General features: G+C 62.2%; 20 protein-coding genes and 2 pseudogenes. 15 read left to right on the top strand and 7 right to left on the bottom strand.

All coding sequences use genetic code 11. The features are described from left to right. Positions 1-31: 31 nt before the first annotated feature. From ACX12D_RS35870 to ACX12D_RS35805, 14 genes are all read left to right on the top strand, one after another. Complete coding sequence (locus ACX12D_RS35870) at positions 32-997, top strand: WD40/YVTN/BNR-like repeat-containing protein (protein ID WP_459377358.1); 966 nt, start codon at positions 32-34, stop codon at positions 995-997. 74 nt (positions 998-1,071) lie between these two features. Beyond that, positions 1,072-2,547 carry a flavin monoamine oxidase family protein gene (locus ACX12D_RS35865; protein ID WP_459377418.1) on the top strand — a complete coding sequence of 492 codons (1,476 nt, stop codon included), beginning with the start codon at positions 1,072-1,074 and terminating at the stop codon, positions 2,545-2,547. Then, positions 2,548-3,210, top strand: a complete 663-nt coding sequence (locus tag ACX12D_RS35860) for a c-type cytochrome (RefSeq protein WP_459377357.1) — start codon at positions 2,548-2,550, stop codon at positions 3,208-3,210. Positions 3,211-3,527: 317 nt separating this feature from the next. After that, entirely contained in the window at positions 3,528-4,661 is a 1,134-nt protein-coding gene (locus ACX12D_RS35855; RefSeq protein ID WP_459377356.1) for a saccharopine dehydrogenase family protein, read from the top strand. A gap of 117 nt (positions 4,662-4,778) precedes the next feature. Continuing rightward, positions 4,779-6,332, top strand: coding sequence for a class I adenylate-forming enzyme family protein (locus tag ACX12D_RS35850; RefSeq protein ID WP_459377355.1), 1,554 nt, complete (start codon positions 4,779-4,781; stop codon positions 6,330-6,332). A 15-nt stretch (positions 6,333-6,347) separates the two neighbouring features. Continuing rightward, the gene (locus ACX12D_RS35845; protein WP_459377354.1) at positions 6,348-7,604 is read left to right on the top strand and encodes a thiolase family protein; all 1,257 of its coding nucleotides are present in this window, start codon (positions 6,348-6,350) and stop codon (positions 7,602-7,604) included. Continuing rightward, positions 7,601-9,097: an NAD(P)/FAD-dependent oxidoreductase gene (locus tag ACX12D_RS35840; RefSeq protein WP_459377352.1), complete on the top strand. Its 1,497-nt coding sequence runs from the start codon at positions 7,601-7,603 to the stop codon at positions 9,095-9,097. The genes ACX12D_RS35845 and ACX12D_RS35840 overlap by 4 nt, the downstream gene beginning before the upstream one ends. Positions 9,098-9,210: 113 nt before the next feature. Continuing rightward, positions 9,211-9,909: a TetR/AcrR family transcriptional regulator gene (locus ACX12D_RS35835; protein WP_459377351.1), complete on the top strand. Its 699-nt coding sequence runs from the start codon at positions 9,211-9,213 to the stop codon at positions 9,907-9,909. Between the two features lie 169 nt (positions 9,910-10,078). Beyond that, positions 10,079-11,368, top strand: coding sequence for an acyl-CoA dehydrogenase family protein (locus ACX12D_RS35830; protein WP_459377350.1), 1,290 nt, complete (start codon positions 10,079-10,081; stop codon positions 11,366-11,368). An 85-nt stretch (positions 11,369-11,453) separates the two neighbouring features. Then, positions 11,454-11,837 (top strand): hypothetical protein, encoded by a 384-nt coding sequence (locus tag ACX12D_RS35825; RefSeq protein WP_459377349.1) that lies wholly within the window; start codon positions 11,454-11,456, stop codon positions 11,835-11,837. Positions 11,838-11,881: 44 nt separating this feature from the next. Continuing rightward, entirely contained in the window at positions 11,882-13,363 is a 1,482-nt protein-coding gene (locus ACX12D_RS35820) for a flavin monoamine oxidase family protein (RefSeq protein WP_459377348.1), read from the top strand. A gap of 10 nt (positions 13,364-13,373) precedes the next feature. Continuing rightward, entirely contained in the window at positions 13,374-14,033 is a 660-nt protein-coding gene (locus tag ACX12D_RS35815; protein WP_459377347.1) for a c-type cytochrome, read from the top strand. Positions 14,034-14,073: 40 nt separating this feature from the next. Then, complete coding sequence (locus ACX12D_RS35810; RefSeq protein ID WP_459377346.1) at positions 14,074-14,769, top strand: hypothetical protein; 696 nt, start codon at positions 14,074-14,076, stop codon at positions 14,767-14,769. Positions 14,770-14,871: 102 nt separating this feature from the next. Next, the gene (locus ACX12D_RS35805) at positions 14,872-15,777 is read left to right on the top strand and encodes a LysR family transcriptional regulator (protein WP_459377417.1); all 906 of its coding nucleotides are present in this window, start codon (positions 14,872-14,874) and stop codon (positions 15,775-15,777) included. A gap of 45 nt (positions 15,778-15,822) precedes the next feature. On the opposite strand, the gene ACX12D_RS35800 is transcribed toward ACX12D_RS35805, so the two are convergent. The 6 genes and pseudogenes from ACX12D_RS35800 to ACX12D_RS35775 all read right to left on the bottom strand — a co-directional run. Then, a complete protein-coding gene (locus ACX12D_RS35800; RefSeq protein ID WP_459377416.1) occupies positions 15,823-17,274 on the bottom strand; it encodes an NAD(P)(+) transhydrogenase (Re/Si-specific) subunit beta in 1,452 nt (483 codons plus the stop codon). Between the two features lie 2 nt (positions 17,275-17,276). Beyond that, complete coding sequence (locus tag ACX12D_RS35795) at positions 17,277-17,609, bottom strand: NAD(P) transhydrogenase subunit alpha part 2 (protein ID WP_045240719.1); 333 nt, start codon at positions 17,607-17,609, stop codon at positions 17,277-17,279. A gap of 35 nt (positions 17,610-17,644) precedes the next feature. Beyond that, positions 17,645-18,766 carry a Re/Si-specific NAD(P)(+) transhydrogenase subunit alpha gene (locus ACX12D_RS35790; protein ID WP_459377345.1) on the bottom strand — a complete coding sequence of 374 codons (1,122 nt, stop codon included), beginning with the start codon at positions 18,764-18,766 and terminating at the stop codon, positions 17,645-17,647. Positions 18,767-18,814: 48 nt separating this feature from the next. Further along, positions 18,815-19,579, bottom strand: coding sequence for an SDR family oxidoreductase (locus ACX12D_RS35785; RefSeq protein ID WP_459377344.1), 765 nt, complete (start codon positions 19,577-19,579; stop codon positions 18,815-18,817). A 45-nt stretch (positions 19,580-19,624) separates the two neighbouring features. After that, positions 19,625-20,656 carry a phosphotransferase gene (locus ACX12D_RS35780; RefSeq protein WP_459377343.1) on the bottom strand — a complete coding sequence of 344 codons (1,032 nt, stop codon included), beginning with the start codon at positions 20,654-20,656 and terminating at the stop codon, positions 19,625-19,627. Positions 20,657-21,158: 502 nt separating this feature from the next. Then, positions 21,159-21,473 (bottom strand): annotated as a pseudogene (locus ACX12D_RS35775) (ATP-binding protein); the annotation flags it as partial. A gap of 135 nt (positions 21,474-21,608) precedes the next feature. Here ACX12D_RS35775 and ACX12D_RS35770 point away from each other — a divergent pair. Continuing rightward, positions 21,609-21,889 (top strand): annotated as a pseudogene (locus ACX12D_RS35770) (thioredoxin family protein). 1,154 nt (positions 21,890-23,043) lie between these two features. On the opposite strand, the gene ACX12D_RS35765 reads toward ACX12D_RS35770, so the two are convergent. Beyond that, positions 23,044-25,320: an acyl-CoA dehydrogenase gene (locus tag ACX12D_RS35765; protein WP_459377342.1), complete on the bottom strand. Its 2,277-nt coding sequence runs from the start codon at positions 25,318-25,320 to the stop codon at positions 23,044-23,046. Between the last annotated feature and the right edge of the window lie 42 nt (positions 25,321-25,362).

Here is a 25,362-nt window from a genome sequence, read left to right as displayed (position 1 = left end):
TGCTCGCGAATGGAATGACAGAGACCTAGCCATGATTAAAACTCTAGTTGCAAGCATTGCGCTGTGTGCGGCCACGGTAGCGTTCGCTCAATCTGAAGGAGCAGTGACTACCTGGGCAACGAAGCCAGCTCACGCCTGGACCGATCCGACCCACATGATGCTGTTGGACGCAACCCGTGCTGGCAAGCGCATCGTTGCCGTGGGGGAGCAGGGCATCGTCCTGCTGTCGGACGACGAAGGAAAAACCTACAGGCAAGCCCGTCGTGTGCCGGTTGCGGCCACGCTTTCCGCCGTTACCTTCGCTGATGACAAGCACGGCTGGGTGGTCGGGCAGTGGGGCGTGATTCTGATGACCGCCGACGGCGGCGAAACGTGGGAAGAGCAACGGATGGACGCGGCAGTCGATCAGCCACTGTTCTCCGTACACTTCACCAACGACCACGATGGCGTCGCTGTCGGTTTGTGGTCGTTGATGCTGCAGACTCATGATGGCGGCAAGACGTGGACGCGCACCGTGCTACCCAAGCCACCTGGCGGCGGCAAGGCGGACCGCAACCTGTACCACGTGTTTGCAGATCGCCAGGGCGCGCTTTACATCTCCGCAGAGCAGGGGACGGTGCTCAAGTCGACCGATGGTGGGGCGAACTGGAGCTACCTGACGACGGGCGGAAGGGGCTCGCTATGGTCGGGCGTGGCGATGCCAGACGGCCGGATCGTGGTGGGTGGCCTTCTCGGCAGCCTGTTCCAAAGCAGCGACGGCGGCGCGACCTGGTCTGAGCTGAAAGCGAGGACGAAGAGCTCGATCACCAATCTCGTTGCAACGAATAAGGGTCTGGTGGCTGTCGGGCTCGATGGGCTGGTGCTGAAGCAGCGTGAAGACGGAGCGCCGCTGGAAGTCGCTCAGCGTGAGGATCGGGCGGCACTGAACGCCGCCGTGATCGATGCAGCCGGAAAGCCGATTCTGTACTCGAACGAGGGCGTGTTGGCGGGGCTCTGAGCAGGTCCGCCGTTCTGGCGATGATTAAGGTAAGAATGAGAGAAGCTATGAAAATGGATGAGGCGTCGAGCGTGATGCCGAACAACAATCCAGATGTGCCAGGGCGGCGTCAGCTCCTTCGCATGGCTGCTGTGGGCGCCGCGTCGCTGGCGGCAGGCAAGGTGTCACTGGCGGAAGGTACTACTGCGGCGTCGGCGGATCGCGACGTGCTGGATGTCGCCATCATCGGTGGCGGGCTGGCAGGGCTGACGGCTGCACGAGATCTGAAGCGTGCCGGGTGCGAGTCGTTCGTCGTGCTGGAGGCGCGCGACCGCGTTGGCGGCCGCACCTACAACCATGATCTCGGCAACGGTGTCGTCTCCGAAGCCGGCGGGCAGTGGATCGGACCGGGCCAGACGGCGATCGCCGATCTCGCACGCGAACTCGAAGTCGACACCTTTCCGAGCTACTACGCCGGCAAGACCGTCGTCCTGGCGGGTGACGCAAAGGTGGCGCAGGATTTTCATGGTGGTACAGGCGGTGATAACGCCATCGGCGCCCGGCTTGGCGAGCTTGCACGCGGCGTTCCTTCCGCGGCACCTTGGAACGCACAACGTGCCGCGGAGCTGGACAAGCTGACGTACGGAGAATGGCTGCTCCAGCAGGGCGTGAAGTATGAGGAAGGTTACTTCCTGGCGCTGGCTGCGAAACTGTCGCTCGGCGGGGCGCCGGCGCAGCTCGGTATGTTGCATTACCTGTCGATCATCAATAGTGCCGATTGCAGCTACGAGAAGCTTGAGGCCTTCAAGGGCGGCGCGCAGGAAACGCGATTCGTCGGCGGCTCGCAGATTCTTAGTATCAAAATGGCGAAGGATTTGGGCGACAAGGTCAGGCTGTCCCGCCCTGTGCGCAAAATCGCGGGATGGGATCGCGATGTCGTGGAAGTACATACCGATGAGGGCGTGGTGCGCGCACGCCGGGTGATCGTCGCCATGAACCCCGCATTGTGCAATCAGGTGGTATTCGACCCGCCGCTGCCCCAGGGCCGGTCACAACTGCAGCAACGCTGGCCCGCGAACGCGCCCATGCGCAAGACCGTGCACGTCTACGACAAGCCGTTCTGGCGTGAAGACGGCAACTGCGGAATGCTCTATCAGGTCGGCGGCCCGGTGTTCATGGCTTATGACAATTCGCCGCCGGATGGTTCGGTTGGCGTGATTGCCGCATTCGTGGCGCCCGGAGCTCTGCCCAGCGAGCCGAAGTCAGCCGAGCAAACGCTGTCGGCCATCTATGCACGCGCTCTCGGAGAGAAGGCGCTGCATCCGAAGCAGTTCCACGATCATGACTGGGGCCGCGTCGATCCCTGGACATTGCAATGCATCCACCCGATTCCAGCGGGTTTCTGGACGAAGTGGGGCAAATTCCTGCATCCCGCCGTGGGCGGGTTGATCTGGTCAGGCACGGAAACCGCCGATATCTGGCCCGGTGCGATGGACGGTGCGGTGCGCTCCGGCCACCGCGCCGCGTTGCAGGCGCTGGCCGCTTTGTCCAATCAAGGCGAGGTGGCGTAAATGAAGCGGATCTTGATCATCCTCGCCGTGGTGGTGGTTGCAGCTGCAGTGGGCGTGGGCGCGCTCTACGGACGTGATTTGTTGGACGGCATGCGCTACGAAAAGGCCATGTACCAGATCGGCGAAGCGAACAGGACAGATGCCGGCACGTGGCCGCAGCAGCAGGAAACGTGCTTCGTCTGTCATGGGCCACGCGGGCAATCGCGCAATGCCTGGTATCCGGCGCTGTCGGGGCTGCCAAAGGCGTATATCGCTGCGCAGTTGCACGCGTTCGCCAGCGACCAGCGTCGTAATCCCTACATGGTCCCCCTCTCGAAGGATCTGAGCGATGCGCAAATAGAGGTCTTGGCCGACTACTTTGCCAAACAGGTTCCGACGCGCAACGAGGACGTTCCGGCTAATGCGGAGCTCGAAAAACGAGGGCTGGCCTTGGTCCAGGCGCGAAGTTGCCAGGCTTGCCATGGTGCGACGCTGATGGGCAAAGACCAGGCTCCGCGACTGGCAGGGCAAGGGCAGGACTATCTTGCGAAGCAGCTTGCTGACTTCAAGACGGGCATGCGCAAGGACCCGACGGGTGCGATGAATGGCCTGGCAGCGACGCTGTCCAGCGAAGACATTCCAGTGGTGGCGCACTACCTCGCCGGAATACTGCCCAGCCGCTGATACCAGGCCTGCGCATGCGTCGGTGCGGCGGCCGGCTCCATTGGCGGAGCCGTCGGAAGCGTTCGCGCAGGTCATGCCTCCAGGATCCCGGGCGGTGGTCTCCTCTGGGGTCTTTCGATGCCGTGCCCGCACGGCATTTTTTTCTGCGGGCCTGACGGCAAAAAGACAGGGTAATCCCTGTCTTTTTTTTTCTTTTTTTAGTTGTCATGATGACCTACCTTTGTTCATGTGTACTACAAACGATCAGGCTGAATCGCGGCTCTGATTGCGCGTTTGACGCATTCAATATTCACCAACCCAAATAGCAGGAGACAACCATGGCAAAGCACCCCGTCGTCGTTTATGGCGCAAGCGGTTACACCGGAATGTTGATCATGGACTGGTTGATCGACCAGAACATTCCTTTCACAGCCGTCGCCCGAAACGCCGGCCGGACGAAGGAGATGATGGCGCAGCGCGTTGTGCGCCTTGAGTCGGCCAACTACGAGATCATCGAAGCGGACCACAACGTGGATTCGCTTGTGAATGCATTCCGTGGAGCCAAGGTAGTGTGCAATACCGTCGGGCCGTTCTTTAACTTCGGGCTGGTCGCGGTGGAGGCGGCACTCAAGGCTGGCTGCCATTATCTCGACACCACCGGCGAGCAGCACTACATCCGCCAGGTGCGCGAGCAATTCGGCGAGCTGTATCGACAAGCAGGGTTGCTGGTGTCGCCGTCGAATGCGTACATGTACTCGTTCGCTGAGATCGCCGCCGAACTGGCACTGGAGACGCCGGGTGTCGATGCGCTGGAAACAGCTACGTTGACGCGTGGCCCGCGTGGCCACGGCGCTGGCGTGAGCGTGGGCTCCACGGCGACCATCTTCGAAGGCTATCGTCAGGAATCCAGCTATCTGTGGGAGAAGGCGCTGGTGCCGCATGACAAGCACGCCTCGTTCAACGTGAGCTCCCCTGACTTCCTGCAGTCGGTGTTTGCGCTGCCGTGGGGCGGAACGTCGCTGCCTGTGTACTTCGAGCACGACCCACGCGTGCGCAGCTGCATCTCGTGCGTGGGCTTCTATGACAACAACGCGATGCAGATGGTGCACGCGCTTGGCCAGAAGTGGGACGCCGAGTACGCGAGCCTGCCGCGGGAACAACAGGATGCGGTGCTGAAGCAGCTCGTTGATTCGACCACCCCAACCATGCCGCCGCGCGAGCGCACGGCGGTGCATCGTACCGTGGACTTCGCAATCGGTCGTGGGCAGCTTGCGGCTGTGCGGGCAACTGTGCACGGCATCACGCCATACATCGCGACCGGGGCCATTCAGGCAGCCGGCGCCATCAAGCTACTCGACGCAGACGCAGCCAGGGTCGGCTTCGCTTCCGGATCGAAGGCATTCGGACACCGCTATCTGCTGGGCTTCCTGGAGCAACGCGGTCTGGCGCGCGCCACGATCTCGCAGCTGTAATCGCTTTTCCCTTGCGGCCCAGGTGAGCGGGCGGGCCGCCGCGGAACACATACAAGCGTACCGCCCCGGAGGCTGTCCTGGGGCGGTGCCGAATTCAGTTGAAGAAGGCGTTCATAAATGGCAATCATTGATTTTTTCGACCGTGGGTGGCGCATCAACCCCTGCGGAATCGCCTATATCCAGGGTGAGCGAAGCTTCTCGTTCCAGGAGATCGGTGAGCTTTCGTGCCGCATCGCCAACGGACTTCTGGCCACCGGGTTCGAGAAGGAGGCGAAGGCAGCGGTTTGGGCGGACAACGACGTGATCGGTTGGGGGTGCGCGCTGGGCATGTGGCGGGCCGGCATGGTGTACATCCCTGTCAATGGGCGCAACGCACCTGCCGAGAACCAGTACGTGCTCGATGCCTTCGACTGCGAGGCACTGTTCTTCACCCAGGCGTTCGCGGAGATCATCGAAGGCCTGCGCCTGGGCTTGCCGAAAGTCAAGCTCTGGGTATGCCTTGACGCCGATTTGCCGTGGGCACCGTCGCTGGCGACATGGAGTGCAGGGCAGCCATCGACGATGCCACGGGTCGATTACGACATGGACGATATCGTGACGCTGTCGGCTACGGGTGGTACGACTGGGGCGCCGAAAGGCGTGATGAACTCGCACCGTGCGTTCCAGACGTACTTCGCGCAGTTCATGATCGCGTTTCCGTATGGCACACAGCGTCCCGTCAATCTCGCCGCGGCGCCCATGACGCATACCGCCGGGATGATGTCGCTGCCGTGCACTGCACGCGGCGGCACCGTGGTGGTGCTTCCGAAACCCGACCCCGCGTTGCTGCTGGACGCCATCGCCAGGCATCGGGTCACGGAGTTCTTTCTGCCACCAACGGTCATCTATCGGCTGCTCGATATTCCGGGCATTGAGAACCAGGATTTCTCGTCGCTCAAGTACTTCCTTTATGGTGCCGCGCCAATGTCAGTCGAGAAGCTCAGGCGCGCCATCGAGGTATTCGGCCCCGTCATGGCGGGCGGCTACGGGCAGACCGAAGCAGCGGCATCGATTTCCAACATGACGCCGGCTGAACACTTCGTCGACGGGAAGATCGCGTCCGATGAACGGCTGTCTTCGGTAGGGCGTCCGAACCCGCTGATCCGTGTCGAGATCCTGAACGACCAGGGCGAAGTGCTACCGCAAGGCGAGACCGGCGAGATCTGCGTACGTGGCGACCTCATCATGAAGGGCTACCACAAGGCCCCGGACAAGACCGCTGAGACCATTATCGACGGATGGCTGCACACCGGTGACGTCGGTCACCTGGACGCCGATGGGTACCTGCATATCACCGATCGCAAGAAGGACATGATCATCAGCGGCGGCTTCAACGTGTATCCGAGCGAAGTCGAACAGGTCATCTGGGCGCATCCGGCGGTACAAGACTGCGCGGTAATTGGTGTGCCTGACGAGAAGTGGGGCGAGGCCGTGAAAGCGGTGGTGGAACTCAACGCAGGCCAGACCGTGAGCGCCCAGGAACTTGTCGCGCTGTGCAAGGAGAAGCTCGGCTCCGTCAAGGCCCCGAAGAGCGTGGACTTTGTCGCCGCCCTGCCTCGCAGCACCGTTGGCAAGGTACTGAAGAAGGATTTGCGTGAGCAGTACTGGCAAGGCATGCAACGCAGGATCTGAGACGAAAAGGCAGCCATGAGCAACATCTATATTGTCGGTATCGCCATGACCGTATTCGGTCGGCACTTCGAACGCAGCCTCGATGACCTCGCGGGCGAGGCCCTGCGCGGTGCGCTGCAAGATGCCGGCTGCAGCGCAGATGCGATCGGCACGGCATTCTACGCAGGTATCACCAACGGGCAGTTGCAGGGCCAGCTGTCGATTCCGGGCCAGGTCGTATTCAGCAAGATCGGGCTGGAAGGCATACCAGTGTTCAACGTCGAGAACGCCTGCGCTTCAGGCAGCACCGCCGTACACCTGGCGGTCCAGAGCCTGAAGGCCGGCGCGTGCGACGTGGCATTGGCCATCGGGGTGGAAAAGATGAACGTGCCGGACAAGGCAAAGTCGTTCGCGCTGTTCGAGGGCGGGTGGGATGTGTCGCGTGTTGAAGAGAATTTCGCAAGCCTGATGAGACTCGGTGAGGGTGTCGAGCCGCCACCGGGTTCGGAATCGGACCGGCAGTACAGTCGCTTCATGTCGGTCTACGCCGCACTGTGCCGCTATCACATGAAGACCTACGGCACAACGCAACGGCAGATTGCCGCCGTCTCGGCCAAGAACCACGGGCATTCTGTGCACAACCCGTATTCGCAGTTCCGCCAGGCGTACACGATCGATGAGGTGCTCGCGGCTCCGCCGATCACCTACCCGATCACGCTGCCTATGTGCGCACCTGTCACAGACGGTGCGGCTGCCGCGATACTTTGCACGGAGGAAGGGCTGCGACGCATCGGCGCGGACCGCAACCGCTGCATTCGCGTCGCAGCAAGCGTGATTCGCAGTTTCACGCATCGGCGCATCGACGAGCCGGAGAAGAACATCGGCTGCCTGGCCGCGTTGCAGGCTTACGAGCAGGCCGGTCTGAGCCCCAAGGACATGGACGTTGCCGAAGTGCATGACGCCTCGGCAATGGGCGAAATCATCCAGGCCGAAAACCTGGGCCTGGTGCCACTTGGTCAGGGCGGTCCTGCAGCCGAGCGCGGAGATTTCACGATTGGCGGCCGCATTCCCATCAATACGTCCGGCGGCCTCGAGTCGAAGGGGCATCCGCTGGGTGCGACGGGGATCGGGCAGCTTTATGAACTGGTAACGCAGTTGCGTGGAGAGGCTGGCGCACGCCAGGTGTGTGGCGCGCGGCACGCGATTCAGGAGAACGGTGGAGGTTTCCAGGGTATCGAAGAAGCCGCGCTGGCTGTGCACATCTTGAGCAACGATGGAGGGAGTTGGAGATGACCACGGATGTCGATACCAGGGGGGACGGGCAGGACGGCCAATCCGGAATGACCCGCCGCAATTTCGTGAAAGGTGCGGCAGCCGCGGCATTCGTCGTGCCAGCCATGGCGGCGATGCAAGGCTCGCGCACCGAATCGCTGGAGGGTGCCAATGAAACCGCCGATCTCGAGAAGTATCGCGCCCTTGGTGGATGGGTGGAAAAGCCCGATGACATGCAGCCGGCGCTGGAGGGAGACGTCAACGCGGATGTGGTGATTGTTGGTGCCGGTTTCGCGGGCCTCTCCGCCGCACTGGAACTAGCCAGGCGCGGGGCGAAAGTCATCGTCCTTGAGCGCGAGTTTGCCGGCTTTGGAGCAAGCGGGCGTAACGCGGGCTACCTGGGCGGTGGCGTAGCGCTCGAGTACGACCTCTTTCTCAAGGACATCGGCAAGGAGCGCGCGAAGGAGATCGTCCGCTACTACGAAGACGCTGTCCCCTTCGTTGAAGGCAAGCTGAAGGCACACGGGATCGACTGCGACTACAACCCGTCCGGGTTGATCCGGGCAGGGATTCACCCGTCGCAGGAAGAGAAAGTGCGCGAGGGGGTACGGGCTAGCGCCGAATTTGGGATCCAATCGGAGTTTCTGGACCAGGCCCAGATGCGTGCGCGGGGCATTCCTCCGGCGTTCCTGTTTGGCGAATATACGCCGCGCGGCGGTACGCTCCACCCCGGCAAGTACGTGATGGGGTTGCGGCGTGCAGCACTTCGCGCGGGCGTCAGGATCTATGAGAACACGCCATTGCTGTCTTACACGGAAGGTTCCGTCATTCAGGTGAAGACGCCACGTGGCAGCGCGAGTGCTCCGGTTTTGATGCTTGCCACGAACGCCTATACCCCACAGCTTGGTCTTCTTGCGGACAAGGTGGTGCCCTTGCGGGTGTCGGCCATCGAAACCGAACCGCTTTCCGCAGTGCAACTGAAATCCCTCGGTTGGGGGCGACGCGAAGGCATCATGACTGCGCATTTTGTCATGGAAAGCCATCGCTTGACGGCGCACAACACGCTCGTTGTGACGACCAAGCGGCTTCGCTATCCGTACGGCTCGAAGACGCCGAATGTGCCCGACTACGATCAGTATCGCGAGTTGAGGGGTGCCCTGCACGATCGCTTTCCGACCTTGAAGAACCTGGCCGTTCGGGCATGCTGGAGCGGCTATATCAGCTTTGCCGGTGATGCGCTGCCCGTGGTCGGGAAGACAGGGGGCCACCAGAACATCTACTACTCTGCCGGGTGTTCCGGGCACGGTGTGGCGGCCCAGTCCATGGTTGGCCACATGATCGGCCAGCAGATTCATGGTGCCGAGCCCCCGCTGCTTGCTGCATTGCAGCATGACACGCCTACGACATTGCCTGAACCGATTCGATGGTGTGTCCTTAACGGGGCTCTGGGTGGAGCGGCAGCGATGGACGACTGGACGAACCGCAAGGTACGCGATGCTGCCAGGCAGGTGTAGTCGCACAAGCCGTATGTCGGCAGCGTGGGAAATTCGAAGTTATTGTCAGGTTGTGCCGCTTCCGCCCTTCGAGACGCTATCATTAGCACTTTTGTTAGGTTGGATGTCCAAACATGACGGAAACGACAAAGGCGCCGGTTGAGCGGCGCACCACCAAGAAGCGTCAACTGCCTACGACGGCACCTGCGGGGACGTCCCCCGACGGTTTGCGGGCCCAAGGCGTGCGCACACGCAATGCCATCGTGCGCGTGGCGAGAAAGCTCCTGCTCGAAGTCGGCCCCATGGACTTTTCGCTGCGTGCGGTGGCAGTGCGGGCAGGGATCAGCATCAGCAACCTCCAGTATTATTTTCCGAGCCGGCCTGCTGTGCTACGGGCGGTGATGGAACCCGAGATCAATGTGTACTTGGAGGATCTGAGGCGCGTCGTCGATAGCAACGCACCACCACATGAAGTGTTTGATGCGATGCTCCAGCAGACGCTTCACGACGCGAAAGACGTCAAATACGTGGCGTTGTGGCGGCATTTCCTTTCGTTCGCATCGACCGACCCGGAGTGCGCCAAGTTGTTCGACGAGTGGTACGCGACGCTTACCAACGAGCTCGCGACCGTGATTCGTGGCATGAACCCCAAGGTCGATGTCACTGAGAGCATGCACGTTGCCTCGCTGGTTATCTCCTTGGCCGACGGGCTGGCGCTTCAACTCGGTACCGGGCGCATGAAGCGGACGAACATGAAAGACTTCGAAGAGCGATACGCGGCGACTGCCCATGCCATCGTACAGCTCGGGATGCCCAGGACGCACGCCAGGTAGCCGACGAAATACTGCCGCTGCAGTTCAGGAAGACAGGGGAATACCCTGTCTTTTTTTTTTGCCTTTTGTTTTGTACAGTGACCTATGTTTGTTAGGTCGTTCTACAAAGTGGCCGTCCGCGAGATTGAGCGTCTGGTCGGCATGTATCGAGGAAACGAGGAGCGCTGAGATGATTCGCATGAAGAAAAACGTGGAGTTGCCGTCGGTCGGGCTGACCGGTTTCGAGACGCCGTTGAGTGAAGAGGAAAGTGCGATCCAGAGCACCGTCCACCGCTTTGCGCGTGATGTGCTGCGCCCGATCGGCCGGGAGCTCGATCGCATGACACCGGAAGAGGTGATTGCTCCCGGATCTCCATACTGGACGGCCATGATCGAGGCCTCCAAGCTCGGGCTCGATCCACAGCTGATCGAACAGTTTCCTCCCGACATGGCCGTTCGTATTGAATCACTCATCAGCGAAGAACTTGGTTGGGGTGATGCGGGGCTGGCCATTTCGATCACCGCCTCGCTCATGCCGATGATGGTGGCGCAGTCGGTTGGCAATCAGGAACTGATTGACATGTGCGTCGGCAAGGTGGGCTGCTGGTCGAACACGCAGCCCGACCGAGGCTCGGATGGAGCAATCCTCTACCGCGAAGAAGTCAGCGCGCAGGGACGGCAGTCTCTGGGCAACGTCACCGCGAAAGTCGGTGCCGATGAAATCGTTATCAACGGGCAGTACTCGTCGTGGGTCTCGAATGGCTCGGTCGCGCAAGTGGCGCTTGCATACATGGCGGCAGATTACGGTGACGGCTTCTACGGCACCGACGAACGCGGAGCGTTCACGAATGGCATCGGGATGATCATTCCGCTGGATCTGCCGGGCATCTCGCGGGGCAAGCCGCTGGACAAGATCGGTCAGCGCGGGCTGCCGCAGGGTGAGGTCTTCTTCGACAACGTCAAGGTGCCGAAGCGCTTTGCAATTGCACTGAAGAACGACTATCTGGGCAACATCGCTTCGGCGTGGTCGCACGCCGGGACGAACATGTGTCAGGTTTTCACTGGCGTGGCCCGTTCCGCATTTGAGCTTGCCCTTGCCTATTGCCACGAGCGCAAGCAGGGCGGCGCACTGCTCATCGATCACCAGATGACGCAATTGCGGCTGGGCGAAATGCTGCGCCGGCTCGAGATGGCGCGTGCGATTTCTCGCCGCAGCCTGTCGTACGCACGCATGTCGCCGCAGAGCCACCCGTACGCAACCGCACAAGCCAAGGTCAGCGTGACCGAGGAAGCGATGAGAATCGCGCACGAAGCATTCCAGCTCTTTGGTGGCAACGGCACCACGCGCGAGTATCCGATCGAAAAGATCTTCCGCGACTGTCGCTCTGCACTGATCGAGGACGGCGAGAACTATGTTCTAACTTCACGCTTGGGCGTGCTGGCAAGCCGGCTCTATCAAAACGGATGGACGAAGGAGTAAACGTCGCGAGTGCGCGTTGGCTGTCGCATCAGCCGGGAAGCCACCACGCAGCGACGGACAAGGCCTTCGCATGGGGGAGGTTGTCATGACGACATGTTCCGGCAGCGCGGCAGCCTCCTGGGTGCGGCAGCCTACCGCAAAAGAAATGCTCCACTTCATCCGGGCTTCAGTGGAGAACATTCGCAAGGACGCCGCCGCCGACCTGGGGACGGATGGCGCAGCCATTGAGCGACGCCTCTCCAGTCTGCTGCGGCAGGCGCTGACGACACGTTCCCCGTTTGAGATTGCGCTGGTGTTAGGGAGCGCGGCGGAACTGATGCTGTTCCCGGAACAAGAGGTCCTGGAGCAATGCACCGCAGCCGTGCAGACGGCCAATCAGCTGGTGTTGCGTGGTCTGGTCTGGGCCGTCAGGCACCGAAGCATTCGCGGCGGCCAGCACATCCGCAGGTTCGCGATCGATGCGCAATGAAGCATAGGACGCAACAACATTTTCATGGCAGTTACGGAATCATCATGTTAGAGATCCCTCCCGACAATTCAACCAACCTGCCGCGCAGGCATTGGCTCAAACGCGCTGGCGCTGCGGTCGCCGCTGGCGGCTTGGTGCTTGGCGTCCGGCTGGCCGATGCCGGTGCCGTCAAGGCCGGGCAGACATCGAACGGCGTTCTTGACGTCGTCATTATTGGCGCGGGGCTGGCGGGACTGACCGCCGCTCGTGACCTTCAACTGGCTGGCTGCAACTCCTTCGTAGTCTTGGAGGCGCGAGACCGCGTGGGAGGACGAACGCTCAACTACAACATCGAAGGTGGCTACGTCTCCGAAGTCGGCGGTCAGTGGATCGGGCCTGGTCAGACCGCCGTGGCGGATCTGGCACGCGAGCTGGAGGTGGGTACGTTCCCGAGCTACTACGATGGCAAGACGGTCATGCTGGGCGGCGATGGCCGGATGGAACTCGATCTGAAAGGAACGTTTGGCACGGACGAGGCTGTCAGCGGAAAGCTCAGCCAGTTGTCGCGCGACGTGCCTTCCGGCACGCCTTGGAAATCACCGAAAGTCAGCGAACTGGACAAGCTCTCGGTCGGCGACTGGCTGGCCAAACAGAACATCAAGCCCGAAGATCAAGTCGGTTGGAACGCAAGCATCACCCTTTCCGGCGGCGCGGCGCCGGCCAAGATGGGGCTCTTGCATTTCCTCTCGATGATCAACTCGGCAGACTGCGACTACTCGCAGCTCGACAGCATCAAGCACAGCGCTCAGGAAACCCGCTTCATTGGTGGCTCGCAACTCCTCAGCCTCAAGATAGCGCGGCAATTGGGCGACAAGGTGCGCCTGTCGACTCCGGTGCGACAAATTTCCCATTGGGACGAGGATGTCGTCACGCTGCATACCGATCATGGCGAAGTGCGTGCCCGCAAAGTCATCATGGCCATCCATCCGGCCCTGTGCCATCAAGTGCGATTCGACCCGCCACTGCCGGAGAAACGCGCGGCTTTACAGCGCGCATGGCCTGCCCATTCGCCGGCCCGCAAGACAGCCATGGTCTACCGTCGCCCGTTCTGGCGTGACAAGGGCCTGAATGGACACATCTTCCAAGTCAACGGGCCGGTGATCTGGGCCTACGACAACTCTCCGCCGGGCGGAGAAATCGGGGTTATCAACGCATTCATTGTGAATGCGATGCTTCCGTCCGAGCGTGAGGCGGCGAAGGCAATGCTGACTGAACTCTACGCTCGGGCATGGGGCCGTGAAGCCTTGTCGCCCGTGGCCTATCACGATCAAGACTGGGGCAACGCAGAGTCCTGGTCCATTACATGCATCTCCGCCATCCCGCCTGGGTTCTGGAGCGCCCACGGCGAGGCACTTCGCCCACCGTGCGGCAACCTGATCTGGTCAGGCACCGAGACCGCGGAGATCTGGGCCGGCTACATGGATGGCGCGGTGCGATCCGGCCATCAGGCATCTCTCCAGGTGCTCAATGCACTGCGGCGAGCATAAGGGGCCGAACATGAAGAAAGTCATTCTGATCGGCGTTGCCGCCATCACCGCCGCTCTGGCGCTGATCTTCTATGGTCCGGAAATGCTCGATCTCTATCGGCTGGACCGCTTTATCGACGCGTCGGCCAAGGCTTATGACGCTGACGGAGGTCCCTGGCCCCACGTGAACGACACCTGCTTCATGTGCCATGGAGTCAAAGGCAATTCGCTCCATCAAGGCTATCCGAGCCTGGCAGGGCAGCCTGCCGCCTACCTGGAGACGCAGCTTCGCAATTTTGCGGATGGCTCACGACGCAGCGCGAATATGGGACCGTTGTCGATGACGATGGGGGAGTCGCAGATCAAAAACCTGGCGGATTACTTCTCCAAGGTGTCGCCCGTCGCAAACCACTACTTCAAGCCGGATCCGCAGTTGCGTGGAAAGGGGCAGCAACTGGTAGCAGGTGGGAACTGTGCGGCATGCCACGGGCCGCAACTGATGGGGCATGACCAGTTTCCGCGTCTGGCTGGCCAAGGCTACGACTACATCCTGGCGCAATTCGATGCATTTTCGTCCGGCACACGCAGCGAAGCGACCGGCATGATGAAGCGCATCGCAGAAGGCGCCTCACCAGAAGACCGCAAGGCGATTGCCAGCTATCTCGCGAGTCTTGAACCGAAACAACCTTGACGCGCCACGCGCAATCAATCACTGGTACTGGAGTTTATTCATGGATCCCAGATCACTCACTCTCGTTCTTTCCAGCGCCTTGCTGGCTTTGAGTTCGTTTGTCTACGGTTGGAAGTTTGTCAAGAAGCACAACTATCTTCTCGGGATCGAGATGTGGGTTGTCGGAACCTCTGCGACGAATGCCATCGTGTTCTTCGCTACCGGGTCATCGGTTTCATATGCGATCTCCCACTTCTTCGATGCGTTCTCCCGCGGCTTTGGCATGCCCATCATCGCCGTGGCCGGCATGACGGCCGTCACGCATGGCTATAAGCCGTCGATTCGCCTGGACGTGATAGCGTTTGTGGCCTCGTTCGCGGCGACATTCGTTCTGATTGGCGCCCACTTCATGGAGGCGGTCCTGCCCTACTACTACGTGGTCATGTCGGGGCTGCTGTCGGTCTATATCGCCTTCGTCATCAAGAGATTGCTTGGTATTGGCGCGGTGTTCCGCGCGATGGCACTTTTCTTGGCTTTGGTGGCTTGCCAAGCGATCGCATGTATCTACGACTTTTATAAGATCCCCGGCGAGGAAACGAACGTTGTGTTCAACTTCTACACGCTGGCACTGTGCACCTGGGCTTATCTCATGCCGGCAATCTACTACGCCTACTGCGCCCTTGAGCGCGTGCGGAAGGAAGAGCTGAGGTTCGATCCGAACCACGCGCTTCGCGGCCTCGAGCGGACATCGCAGTGATCGCGTCGATGTTTCGGAACAAGGCCCGATGTACATGGCGGTACATCGGGCCAAAGCGTTTGCGAGTCCTTCGTCCTATGACGTCGCCAGGGGGATATGGCGGTGCGCCTCTCAAAGGTTGACCTGAATCTTTTCTTCGCGTTTGATGCGATCTACCGTCATCGCAACCTGACGCGCGCCGCCGAAGCGCTGTGTATCACGCAACCTGCCGTCAGCAACGCGCTGGCGCGGATGCGTAGAACCTTCAACGATCAGCTCTTCGTCAGCACACCGGCCGGAATGATGCCGACGCCAATGTCGGAAAACATCGTTGGCCGCGTGCGCGAGGCGCTGCAATTGCTCGAGTCCAGTGTGCATGAAGGGGATGTATTCGATCCTGCTGCGTCGGGACGTGTCTTTCCCGTCAGCATGAGCGATTTGACCGAAGCGCTGGTACTGCCAGCGCTGGGTGAGCAGTTGCAACAGCATGCCCCCGGCATGCACGTGCGTAGTTACTACACTGACCGCAATGAAGTCCCCACTGCGCTCGCGAACGGCTCAATCGCCCTCGCCATCGACGCGCCGTTGATCTCCGACCCGTATCTCCACCACGCACCGCTTGGCCAGGATCGCTACGCGTGCATGATCCGGCATGACCACCCGTTCAAGGGTGATGCGCTATCTATAGCGGATTACTTGGCGATGGGGCATATCCACGTGTCTAGCCGCCGCCGGGGCAGTGGGTATGTCGATGCAGAACTGACGCGGCTTGGTCAGCGCCGGGACATCAGGATGCGCGTGCAGCATTACATGGTCGCGCCGCTGATCGCAATGCGCTCCGATCTGGCGCTGACAGCGCCGCTGCGGCTCCTGCAGCGGTATCCGGCGCGCATCCTTGAGCTGCCGTTCGCGATTCCCGATCTGGAGTGGCATTGCTACTGGCACCGCAGTGCTGACCGGGACCCGGGCAACCGGTGGCTGCGCGAGCAACTGATGCATCTGATGCACGATGCGGAAAATCGGCCGTGAAGCGCCCAGAAACACGCTGGGGCTTCACGGAATCTGGCGTGGCCGTCAGACCGCCTTGCCCATGTCTTCCACCACCTTCTTGGCGTCGCCGAACACCATCATGGTCTTGTCCATGTAGAACAGCTCGTTGTCCAGGCCCGCGTAGCCGGCGGCCATCGAACGCTTGTTCACGATGATGGTCTTGGCCTTGTAGGCTTCCAGGATCGGCATGCCGGCAATCGGCGAGTTGGGATCGGTCTTGGCGGCCGGGTTCACCACGTCGTTGGCGCCCAGCACCAGCACCACATCCGCCTGGCCGAACTCGCTGTTGATGTCTTCCATCTCGAAGACCTGGTCGTAGGGCACCTCGGCCTCGGCCAGCAGCACGTTCATGTGGCCCGGCATGCGGCCCGCCACCGGGTGGATGGCGTACTTCACCGTCACGCCTTTCTCGACCAGCTTCTCGGTCAGTTCCTTGAGCGCATGCTGCGCGCGCGCCACCGCCAGGCCATAGCCCGGGACGATGATCACGGTCTCGGCATTGCCCATCAGGAAGGCCGCGTCGTCGGCCGAGCCGGACTTCACGTTGCGCTGCGCCTGGCCGCCGGCAGCGGCCGCCGCGGGCGCGCCGCCAAAGCCGCCAAGCAGCACATTGAAGAACGAGCGGTTCATCGCGCGGCACATGATGTACGAGAGGATGGCGCCGCTTGACCCCACCAGCGAGCCGGCGATGATCAGCATCGGGTTGTTCAGCGAGAAGCCGATGCCCGCCGCCGCCCAACCCGAGTACGAGTTGAGCATCGACACCACCACCGGCATGTCGGCGCCACCGATCGGGATGATGATCAGCACGCCCAGCACAAAGGCGATCGCCAGCATCAGCAGGAAGGGCAGCCAGTCCTGCGACAGGCAGAAGATGATGCCGAAGCCGATCATGGCCACCGCCAGCAGCAGGTTCAGCAGATGCTGCCCGGCGAAGGACACCGGCGCGCCCTGGAACAGGCGGAACTTGTACTTGCCCGACAGCTTGCCGAAGGCGATCACCGAACCGGAGAAGGTGATGGCCCCCACGAAGCAGCCGATGAACAGCTCGATGCGGTTGCCAAACGGGATATCGTGCGAGCCCGGCGGCGTGATGCTGAACGCCGACGGCTCGGCCACCACGGCCACCGCGATGCAGACCGCGGCCATACCGATCAGCGAGTGCATGGCGGCTACCAGTTCGGGCATCTTGGTCATCTCGACCCGTCGCGCCACGAAGGCACCGATGCCGCCACCGACCACCAGCGCGCCGAAGATCAGCGCCATGCCTTCGGCGACCGACGACTGGCCCGCGCCGATGGCCAGGAACTCATTCTTGAGCTTGACGATCAGCACCAGCGTGGTCACCGCGGCGATGGCCATGCCGATCATGCCGAAGGCGTTGCCGCGCCGCGCGGAACTGGGATGGGACAGGCCCTTCAACGCCTGGATGAAGCAGACCGAGGCGAGCAGGTAGAGCAGGGTGACGAGGTTCATGCTCACTTGGCGCCCTCCTCATGACCCTTGCCGGCCTTGGCCTTGGGTTCCTTTTTCTTGAACATCTCCAGCATGCGCTGCGTCACCAGGAAGCCACCGAACACGTTGACCGCGGCGAGCGCGACGGCCAGCGTGCCCATGGTGCGGCCCACGGGGCCCTCGGTCAGGCCGGCGGCCAGCATGGCGCCGACGATGATGATGGCCGAGATCGCGTTGGTCACGGCCATCAGCGGGGTGTGCAGGGCGGGCGTCACCGTCCAGACCACGTGGTAGCCCACGTAGATCGCCAGCACGAAGATGATCAGGTTGATCACCGTGTGGTTCACCATTTCCATCGACTTCTCCTCCGTTGCTTCAATACTGGCGCTGCTCACGCAGCTTGTCTGGCGATCTGGCCGTCATTGCACATCAGGCAAGCGGCGACGATGTCGTCCTCGAGATTCAGTGTGTAGCGGGCGTCCTTGTCGATGATCAGCTTGAGGAAGTCCAGCACGTTGCGCGCGTAAAGCGCGGACGCGTCGGCTGCCACCATGCTCGCTAGGTTCGTGTGGCCGATCAGCGTCACGCCATGGCGTTCGACCACTTCGTCGGCGACGGTCAGTGGGCAGTTGCCGCCCTGCGCCGCGGCGAGGTCGACGACGACCGAGCCTGGCTTCATCTGCTTGACGGTGTCTTCCTGCAGCAGCACGGGCGCTTTGCGGCCCGGGATCAGCGCGGTGGTGATGACGATGTCGGCCTGGGTGGCGCGCTGGTGCACCAGTTCGGCCTGGCGGCGCATCCAGTCGGCAGGCATCGGACGAGCATAGCCGCCCACGCCTTGCGCGATCTCGCGCTCTTCATCGGTGAGGAACGGCACGTCGAGGAATTTGCCGCCGAGCGATTCGATCTGCTCCTTCACGGCGGGGCGCACGTCGGAGCCTTCGATCACGGCGCCCAGGCGCTTGGCCGTGGCGATGGCCTGCAGGCCTGCCACGCCCGCGCCAAGAATCAGTACGCGCGCGGCCTTGACCGTGCCCGCTGCCGTCATCAGCATCGGCATGAAGCGCTGGTAGTGGTGCGCGGCCACCAGCACGGCCTTGTAGCCGGCGATGTTGGCCTGCGACGACAGCACGTCCATGCCTTGCGCGCGCGTGGTGCGCGGCGCCGCCTCGAGCGCGAACGCGGTGATCGCGGCGCTGGCCATGCGCGCGTTGTTTTCGATGTCGAACGGATTGAGCATGCCGACCAGCACCGAGCCGGGCTTGAACTGGGCGCGCTCGGCATCATCGGGCGCACGCACCTTCAGCACGAGTGCGGCACCGAGCGCATCGGCAGCGGAGCCGATGCGCGCACCTGCTGCTTCGAACGCCGCGTCGGGAATACTGGCGCGGACGCCGGCACCGGCTTGCACCGTTACCTGATGGCCTTGCGCAACGTACTTCTTGACGGTTTCCGGGGTGGCGGCGACGCGCGCCTCTCCCGCCCGAGTCTCCTTCGGGATTCCTATCTGCATGGTCTACCTCTTGTTTGGACTGTGTGCGCGAGGCGCTGTCTCTGCTCGTCAGACCGTCATGCCGCCATCGACGACGATGCATTCGCCGTTGGTGTAGCTCGCGGCATCGGATACCAGGTAGAGCACCGTGCCCGCCATCTCGCGCGGTTCGGCGTGGCGGCGGAGCGGGATCTCGTTGATCTGGCGCTCGTAGCTCTCCTTGTCCTCGAACAGCGCACCGGCGAACTTGGTCTTGGTCAGGCCCGGCAGCAGGGCGTTGACGCGGATGCCCAAGGGTCCGCACTCCATGGCGAACGCACGCGTCATGTGGGCCACGGCGGCCTTGGTGATGGAGTAGATGCCCTGCTTGTCGCCAGGGTGCAGCGCGTTGACCGATGCGGTATTGACGATGGTTCCCCCGCCTTGTGCCTTCATCATCCTGCCGGCCTCGACCGACATAAAAAAGTAGCCTCGGATGTTCACTTCCACAGTCTTCTCATACGCAGCGAGATCGGTTTCGAGGATGTGCCCGAAATGCGGATTGGCAGCCGCGTTATTGACGAGAATATCGAGCCTGCCGTGCGAGCGGCGGATATGGTCGAACGCGGCAGCGATGTCTTCCATGCGGCCGACGTGGCAGGCGATGGCTTCGGCCTTGCCGCCTGCCGCGCGGATGCTCTCGGCGACGGCCTCGCAGTCGCCCAGCTTGCGGCTGGACACGATCACGTGCGCGCCCTGTTCCGCAAGCAGCTTGGCGATCTCCTCGCCAATGCCACGGCTGGCGCCCGTTACCAGTGCGATCTTTCCGGTCAGATTGAACAGATTCGTGCTCATGCTTTGCTCCTCCAATGGTGTTGTGCGTTTTGGGCTGCAGCAGTCTCAGTGTTGGGTGTCGATCAATCGCACGGCTTCTTCTGCGAGCAGCCCCGCCATGTCTCCGGCCTTGCTCGCCTGCGCGCTCGATGCGTTGCCGTTGAGCGCGCGTTGCTTGACGCCCTGCGCAATGGCGGCCAGGCGGAAGAAGCTGAACGCCAGATAGAAGTGCCAGTTCTCAATCGGGGCGATGCCGCGCAGCTCGCAATAGCGCGCGACCATTTGTGCTTCCTGAGGAATCCCAAGAGCGTCGCGATCCTGCCCCGCGAGCCCGGGAACAGGCGAGCTCGACGGTAATCTCAGGCACATGCAGAAGTACGCCAGATCCGCCAGAGGGTTGCCCAGCGTGGACAGCTCCCAGTCTAGTACGGCTTTCAGGCGGTAGCTGTGGGGCTCGAACATCATGTTGTCGAGCCGGAAGTCGCCATGCACGAGTGAGGGCTTGTCCGTATCCGCCGGACAGGCCGACGGCAACCATTCAATGAGCCGCTCCATCGCCTCGATGCCCTGCGTCTCCGCCTGGCGGTACTGCTTGGTCCAGACGCCGATCTGACGTGCGAAGTAATTGCCGGGCTTACCGTAGTCGGCCAGCCCGACCGATTCGACATCGATGTCATGCAGTGCGGCCATGGTGCGCAGCATCGCGTCGAAGTAGATGGCGCGGTCGGCGTGCGGCGTGTCGGGCAGGGCAGGGTTCCAGAAGATGCGCCCGTCTTCGAAGCTCATCAGGTAGAACATGCTGCCGATGACATCGCGGTCTTCGCACAGGAGATATGGGCGCGCCACGGGTAGCGCCGTGCCGGATAGCGCGGTCAGGACGCGAAATTCGCGGTCGACGGCATGGGCGGATTTCAGCAAGTCGCCTGGCGGTTGCCGGCGCAGCACGTAGCGTGCTTTGGGTGTCCGCAGGAGAAAGGTGGGGTTCGACTGACCGCCGGAGAACTTCGTGGCAACGACGGGGCCCTCGAAGCCGGGGACATGATCTTCCAGATATCGCGCCAGCCGGGCGATATCGAGTTGCTGTGATGCGTGTGTCATGGTCAGGGGGCGTTCGGGTGTTCACCCGAGATTTTGGAAAACTGCGCCATTCAGGATCGTCTAGATACGGGATGCCGTGAAGGCAGGCCAGCTGCAACGATTCCGCGTTGAAGAAGTACCTGGAGACGCCGCGGTTGCGGATACGAAGGTTCAGCACAAGGCGTTCGACGGAGGCGCCGTGCGCGTCCGCCACGTTCTGCTGCCCGCCGCGGGTCGAAAGCCGACGTTGTTCTCCGTCCGAACGATGCCTGTTCTTGACCTGCGAGATATCGTTCCGCCACCGTGCGCTCACCAACTCACCGGAAGCAGGATAGCGGCCCGTCGCTCATTTTTGAAATTCATTGCCTGAACACTCAGCCATTCATAGTGTGAATGGCGGCGTTCCGAGTTGCCTGATGCCATTGGATGTGCACAAGATCCGCCCTGAGCGCCAGTTTGTTGCTCAGGGCCTGTCGTCGTTCGCGTGGCAAAGGAGTGTGCGCTACCGGTTAGTCGCTCACGTTTAGGGCTGGCCCGCCCGGTCGGGCCAGTTCAACTCGAGCTGCGTTCCGCCACCGGTGGTCGGACTGCACATGGCCTGCCCGCCGTGAGCATGCGCGATGGCGGGAACCACGGCCAGTCCCAACCCACTTCCCGCACTTCCTGCGCTGCCGGCGCTGTCACCTTCCGCGCGGCGGAAGGCTTCGAAGACATGCGGTGCAAAGTCGGCCGGAATGCCCGGGCCATCGTCCTCGACGCGCAGATGACACCTGTCATGCGCCAAGCGGGGCTGGATCCGGATGGAGCCGGGCACGGCGTGCCGACGCGCGTTCTCCAGGGGGGGCCAATAGCGCTACTGCGCCAATGCGCTATACCCGGCTGACACACCAGAGGTCGCTGAACTTGAGAGGTCTGGCGGCGCTATGCAGCATCTCCATCGATTTGACACAATCCTAACTGAAGTGAGGAAAGCATGACGATTAGCGAAACGACGCAGTCCACGTTCGACCGCGACGTGCAGGGCGATATTCCCGTTCTGGTGGATGTCTGGGCGCCGTGGTGCGGCCGTGTCTGGCACTGGCCCCCCATCTGGAGACACTCGCGGCCGACTATGCGGGACGATTGAAGGTGCTCAAACTGAATATCGACGAGGCGCCGGACGGCTTGAAGCATTTTGGCGTGCGTGGCATTCGGCACTGGCATTTCAGAGAAAGCCGGCTTGGGATTGTGGCCCTTTTGAGCCTGTATCGTTGAATGTCGCCCGATGGCCCGAGACCGGCCGTAGCTGAGTCCTGAGCCAACGGCAGAGAATCGGCCAGAGCGGCCATACGCCGGGATTCGTCAAATTCGAAATATCTCCACTAAGGCACTGCTATTTCATAGAAAATCAATTGTTAGGTCAAGTGTGGAGCACGTCGCTGCAGTAGCTTATCCCAAGCTACCTAGCAAGCTCCCGGTATCTTGGCACGGCCTCTACTACGGTAAATGGCAGCGGAATCAAGGCGCCCCCTTTTTGTCAGGCTTTTTGTCAGCGGCATGGCTGCCTGCTGACGCAGATGACGTTCCTGTTCCGCAATCAGTCGCAGAATCGTCTGTTTGAGCAAGGACCCCTCGCTCAGTTTGGAGGCGAGAAATCGGAGTTCATCTAGAGTCATTTTTTTGTGATCAGCGAGTTGCATGTTTGACCTGCCATTTTTCTAGGCTTCGCGAGTTGGTTGATGATGGCCGCAATCTGCTCCTTCACCCGCTGCATTTCCCATCGGTCGTATCCCGGGGAAGTGCACTTGCGAGGGTCTTGTTTGTCCGTAAAGTCCAGCCCACGAACGGGTCGGCGGAGGTGCTGCTCATAACCCATAGGGCGTTACAGGTCCGGCATTGGTGTTCACGTAACATGATCTCGAGATGCGCCGAGTACCGGCGGCGCGAGGCCGCCGAGATCCGATGCAGCGCGGGATGGCCGGATGCGTGGCGGGAATCCTGCAACAGCCCAGAGACGGCGCGGGCACGCCCATCGCCGCATCACCGTCCAATAGAGCACGCGCAGCACCTCGCGCCCAGATTGCATGGCCGTGGCCCGGCAGCGGTCGACGTGCCGCTCCAGCAAGACGCCGATCTCGGCGGCTGACGCAAAGCACACCAGTTGCCGCTGCCCGCTGCTTACGCAAATCCACTCGTCGAAGACCGCCGCTAGCGCAGCCCGGTAGGTGTCCGTGCCCCAGCGACCCTCTGCTGGCGCGGCGCGGTTAGCCTGACGGCGCGTGCCGCGGATCTCAGCCCGCAGCGTCCTCAGATCCGCGAGCATGGCGCGGTCGGGACGGTCCGAGTCCTGTTTGCCGATCACAATGTACCTCGAACAAAATGAAGCCTCGGCTGAGGCAGCCTTGCGAATCAAATATGCCTGTTTGCGACTAACGCGGTAACCCCAACCCACGCTGCGCGATCAGGTTGCGCTGGATTTCCGCGGTGCCCCCGCCGATCACAACCAATATCGAGTAACGCAGCAACTGTTCGAACTTGCCCCTGGCGATCGCGCCCTCAGCGTCCTCAGACAAAGTGGCCCCGGTACCCAGGATGTCGAGCGCGGACTGGCCCAGGCGCTCCAGCAACTCGCCCGTGTAGGTCTTGCTCATCGCCGCTTCGTGGATCGGTGCCTTCCCTTGCTCCGCCATGGCGATGCTGTTCATGAACAGTTGCCGCCCAGCCTCCACCTCTGCCGCGAGGGCGCCGGTGCGGTCGCGAACAGCGCCGTCATCGCGCAGCATCCGATCGCCAGCCGTCGCACCGCGAACGCAGCCAACGAGGCGCTCGAACTCCGCACGGGCGTTGGCTATGAAGCTGCCCATCATCACCCGCTCGGTAGCCAGCGCCGATGTCAGGATGTTCCAGCCATCGTTGACTTGCCCGATCAGCGCATTGGCGGGTACCCGGACATTGTCGAGAAACTCCTGACAGAACGTGTGGCCATACATCGCCATCGATGGACGGACCGTGATGCCCGGGCTTGTCATCGGCACGATGAAAATACTGATGCCTGCATGGGGCCGCGCCACATTTCGGTCGGTACGCGCTGCCAGCCACATGTAATCCGCCTTTTCAGCAGCCGTGGTCCAGATCTTCTGGCCATTGATGACCCAATCGTCGCCGTCGCGCACAGCCGTCGTCCGCATCGAGGCGAGGTCCGAGCCTGACCCCGGCTCGCTGTAGCCGAGGCAGAAGGTGATTTCACCACGCGCAAGTTTGGGCAGAAACTCGGCCTTTTGCTCTGGCGTGCCGAACGCCATCAGCGCATGCGCCTGGATGTCGCCCCGGCCGCCCATTGGTGCGTCGGCTTGCTGGATTTCCTCCATAAAGGCGAGTTGCTCGTAAGGCGTGCGTCCCTGACCACCATATTCCCGCGGCCAGCTCATACTGTTCCAGCCCTTGCGCCCCAACAGGGCGGTGAACTGCGTGCCGAAGCCCCATTCCTCATAGGCCTGGTCGGGCCCACGTGTCTGGCTGGTGCTGGACCAGTTTTCTTTCAGCCACGCCCGTACCTCGTCGCGAAACACGTTGCCGGCTGAACCGAGATCGTGCTCGGGGAGCGTTTGCCCCTCGTCGAGCAGGGCCCGTGCAAGTTCTTCCCGCGCTCGCCGCACGCCGCCGTGGCGAGCCAGATCCGCATGCGTGCGCCGGAAGTGACGCGGTGCTTCATGCTCCTCCGAATAGCCGATCGCACCGAAGGTGTGATGCGTCTCAAGCGATACTTGGCGCAGCGCGGGACCGGCGAAGGCGCGTGCGGTGGCGCCGAGAATCCTCCAGTTATCCGAGCCAAGGTCGTGCGTCCTGGCCGCGTTGTGCAGCATCATCCGCCCGGCTTCCAGAGCCATCAGGCAGTTCGCCAGCTTGTGCTGCAGCGCCTGGAAGCGCCCAATCGGCTGACCGAACTGATGCCGCTCCTTGGCATAGGCGACGGCCATGTCGAAGCCTTGTCGGGCCGCGCCCAGTGCACGCGCCAGTAACGCGAGCCCGCTGATCCGATTCAGATCCTCTGCCAGCGCGCGCGAGACCGCCACCGTCGGTGCTGGCACGTGATCGAAGCGCACGGTCGCCAGGGGGGGGACCGCCAGCCCCGGCGTTTCCTGCACGGTCAGGCCGGGCGCGCTCCGGGGCACGATCGCAAGCGCCGGCCCTGGCTCCGCAAGCACCAGCAGGTGGGTGGCATGCATCGCTGCCTCGACATACGCCATGCGGCCGTTCAACTTACCGTCGACGAACTGCACGCCCCCCGCTTGCGGGTCGCCATCAAAACTGCCGAATGCGAAACTCACGGCGGCGTCGCCCCGGTGCAGCGAGGCCAATAGCGACGCTGCCTCGTCCGACGAGCTGCGCGCGGGCGACAAAGCCAGGTTGGCGAGCGCCGCGCCGATCATCGGTGCAGGGCAGGCGGCGCGGCCCAGTTCTTCAAGGACCACGAAGATCTCGCGCAGGCCGCCTTCGAGGGGCTCGCTGCCCAGGCTGGTCACGCCTTGTTCGGCAAGGGCTTGCGAGATCGATGCGACGGCTTGCGGGTCCGCCGCCAGCGCCACGGCCCGGTCGGCGGGCCAAAGCCGCTCCAGTAGGCGATGCAGACTCTCTTGCAGCATCAGGCGCTCTTCGTCGCTGGGCAACGCCGCGACGTCGGGTGCTTCAATCTGCTCTTGGCCCATGAGGTTTCCTTTGCGTCAATGTCCGATTTGGATTTGGCTCCA

It is taken from the genome of Cupriavidus sp. PET2-C1, from assembly GCF_054515855.1.
Note: the sequence above shows the minus strand (reverse complement) of the source record. Positions and strands in the feature narration are given on the sequence as shown.